This is a genomic window from Nitrospira sp. BLG_2 (assembly GCF_049222245.1).
Window position 1 is genome coordinate 1 of the sequence record NZ_JBLYIG010000259.1, and the last position, 2711, is coordinate 2711.

Here is a 2711-nt window from a genome sequence, read left to right on the forward strand (position 1 = left end):
TGACCTCGTGCGGGTGGATGCCGATGGAGGCGTACACGAAGGGAAATCGATCGGCGAGGGCGACGGCTGCTTGGCTGGTCGCCAGATCGCAACCGATGGTGACGAATGCCTCAACTCCCCCTTCCCGCGCGCGAGCGATGACGGTCTCCCTATCGTCGTCATAGCGAGCATCGTCGAGGTGCGTGTGCGTGTCGATCAACATCGGGGGCACATCCTACCATGCAGTGATGGCAAATTCGCTACATCTTCTCTGTGCCGACTTGTGCAAAGCGAGAATTGCTTCCAGGTTAATCGAAGCTGGGTAGCTGTTTGTCAAACAATAACCCAACTTCACGTTATGGCGGAAGCCTCCCCATTAGCTTTCCATGAATCTACCGTGTTTATTGCATTGCGGCAGTCGCCGATCAATGTGGGCTCTATTAGGTGAGGATCGATCGGGCTCGAACGTCTATGGGCTAATAGACTGGAGGTGAAGGCCCCGGCCATGGGGTTTGTGACCTTGTCTGCGAAGCGATGGTTAAAGTAGCAGGTCCCGACGCTAACTGCCATCGCGTTAGACAGGCCGCCGGGACAAGCCGGTTATTGATAGATTTTTCGAGGCCGGTGTTCTTGACGAACAGAGCCCACGGCATCGCCTTCGATGCTCGTGGGTTTTTTATTTCCCCCTCATGATGCTTACATGCGCACAGATTGAGAGACTGTTCCATCAATACCGCGACGAACTGATGCGGCGCCTTCGGAGTATGGTGAGCTGTCGCGATACGGCGGCAGATCTCATGCAAGAAACCTTTATACGACTCCTACGTGTCGTCGAGACCCAATCGGTCGAGCATCCGCGCGCGCTGCTCCATCGAACCGCTACCAATTTGGCGATCGATTATCTGCGGACCCAACGAAACGCCTTGAACGTACCGGAGCAGCTGGAGGCATCCGACAAAGACCGACATACAGGCGAGGCAGGATTGGGACACGTGCAAAACGGAAGTGCTTTCCGGAGCGGAACATGAGAAAGCCACCATGGCCGGCGGCATCAATCTCAGTGGTTGCATGCGCTCGAAGGGCTATCGCTATGTCGAGGAATGATCCCTCATGCCTTCACCGTTTAGAGGTGGCCTTTCGCGCGTCGATTGAAGAGAACCTATTGATCGGCTCGCTGCGGATCCCATCCACCGACGAAAAAGTGGCGTGCTAGTGTGGAGATTCGGCCTTAGTATGGGCGCCGACGACTTGACCGTTCCTGGTGATCGAAGCGTGAATTATTTCACGTGCCTGGAGGGCGGCGCTTTCTCGCTCCAGTTTGCCTTCACGAACCTCATTGGCCAACGCTGTGATTCGGTTGTGGAGCTTTCCCGATGAACTCTCTCGCTGGACGGCTAAGGTGCCTGGCTTCGCATGCAGCTGATTCCAGATCTCGCGCACCTCAGCCCAAAAGGCCTGTGTCTCGTTCCAGTATGTGTCGGCTATCTGTATGTCGAACTTTTCCGAGACGCGGTATCCATTCACACCGATCTCTCGGGCAAGCTGTTGCGGACGTCCCCCCAGGATAAGCTTGGTGCTGTCCTGCTCGTGCACCCATCCCTGCGGCGTGAGCGCATGACGGTTCACTGAGACCAACACATCATAGTCGTTGCGCTTGGTCGCTTCCCGCCTGGGCAAGGGGCGCCATGTCGGCGGTGGGGTCCAGGTCGAGACACCGTTGTTGTGGGTCCACTCCGCGACGGCGGCATAGCGCGGGCTGTCATCGACCTCGAAGACGGATTGAGCCCATTTCCCGCGGCGTTCTGTCTCGTCGACTTCGCGGGTTCGCCACGTCTGGTGGCCGAGATACTCGAAGACCGTTTCCGGTTCGTATCGCCAATCCTGCCGCCAATGTTTGACCGGCATGGCATCATCCCAGACCCCTTTGACGACGAGAATATGTTGGAGACTGATCACGTCGCCGTCGTCACGGATGATCCTCACGGTTTCATACCCGTCCGTTTCATAAGGTTCTTTGAGCCGATATCCATCGACAAACGAAACCGTCTCGCGAAAACTGAATGTGACATGATAGTTGCCCGCCATCGCCAGGATGGATTTGCGATCGCGCTGAAACCGTTCATCGTCCGCTCGTCCCGTCGCATCCGCTGCTGCCATGGCAGGCCAGCACAGCATGAGGACGATGGCAGCCTGGGTCAGGCGCCATCGAACGCCGGCCGCATCACTCAATCGATGGTGTCGCGTCTCGTGTGTGTTCGTCATTGCGCGCTCCGTTTATCAGATGTGTCGTTCTATTATCATCGATGCTCCCGGTTGGCCATGTCAACAGACCGAGCCGCTTTGACGGCTATAGGTGGCGAGTGGCGCATGCTCCGTGCGAATCGTTTGCTGTGCGTGATGCCTTATTGTGACTGGATTTCTCGCTGTCTGTCCCTGTAGAGTGGTACGACACTAGGCACGGTTTTCACGTCGGACGGGGTGTGTGCTCGCCGAAGTGTTGAAACGCTGCCTCCACCATGATCTGCCAGTTGAGTGACATCATTCGAGTCGCTCGTGTGCGTGGTGCCACAGATCGACCGCGGACTCTATCGCTGTGACTTCTCCAATGGAGCACCACGATGACGAGTTGATTCTTATAGTACCGCATGGCTTGTCGTCACGCCGCCCCTCCGTTTTGAAGCCATGGAGAGGGATTGACAGAACGAAACGCCATGATGTACTGATATCACTTA

Annotated in this window: 3 protein-coding genes; 1 reads left to right on the forward strand and 2 read right to left on the reverse strand. The window is 56.4% G+C overall.

Annotation, left to right across the window (positions count from 1 at the left end; all coding sequences use genetic code 11):
* Positions 1–202, reverse strand: a 202-nt coding sequence (locus tag ACOSYY_RS07105; RefSeq protein WP_421661570.1) for a TatD family hydrolase, incomplete at its 3' end; no start/stop codon positions are given.
* Between the two features lie 469 nt (positions 203–671).
* Between ACOSYY_RS07105 and ACOSYY_RS07110 the strand changes: the two genes are divergently transcribed.
* The gene (locus ACOSYY_RS07110; protein WP_421661572.1) at positions 672–1007 is read left to right on the forward strand and encodes an RNA polymerase sigma factor; all 336 of its coding nucleotides are present in this window, start codon (positions 672–674) and stop codon (positions 1005–1007) included.
* 181 nt (positions 1008–1188) lie between these two features.
* Here ACOSYY_RS07110 and ACOSYY_RS07115 read toward each other — a convergent pair whose 3' ends face one another.
* The gene (locus ACOSYY_RS07115) at positions 1189–2241 is read right to left on the reverse strand and encodes a DUF6607 family protein (protein ID WP_421661571.1); all 1053 of its coding nucleotides are present in this window, start codon (positions 2239–2241) and stop codon (positions 1189–1191) included.
* Between the last annotated feature and the right edge of the window lie 470 nt (positions 2242–2711).

Bases quoted from the DNA above. Each gene is read 5' to 3' on its own strand.
- ACOSYY_RS07115 (WP_421661571.1), bottom strand. From the start codon at position 2,241: ATGACGAACACACACGAGACGCGACACCATCGATTGAGTGATGCGGCC.
- ACOSYY_RS07110 (WP_421661572.1), top strand. From the start codon at position 672: ATGCTTACATGCGCACAGATTGAGAGACTGTTCCATCAATACCGCGAC.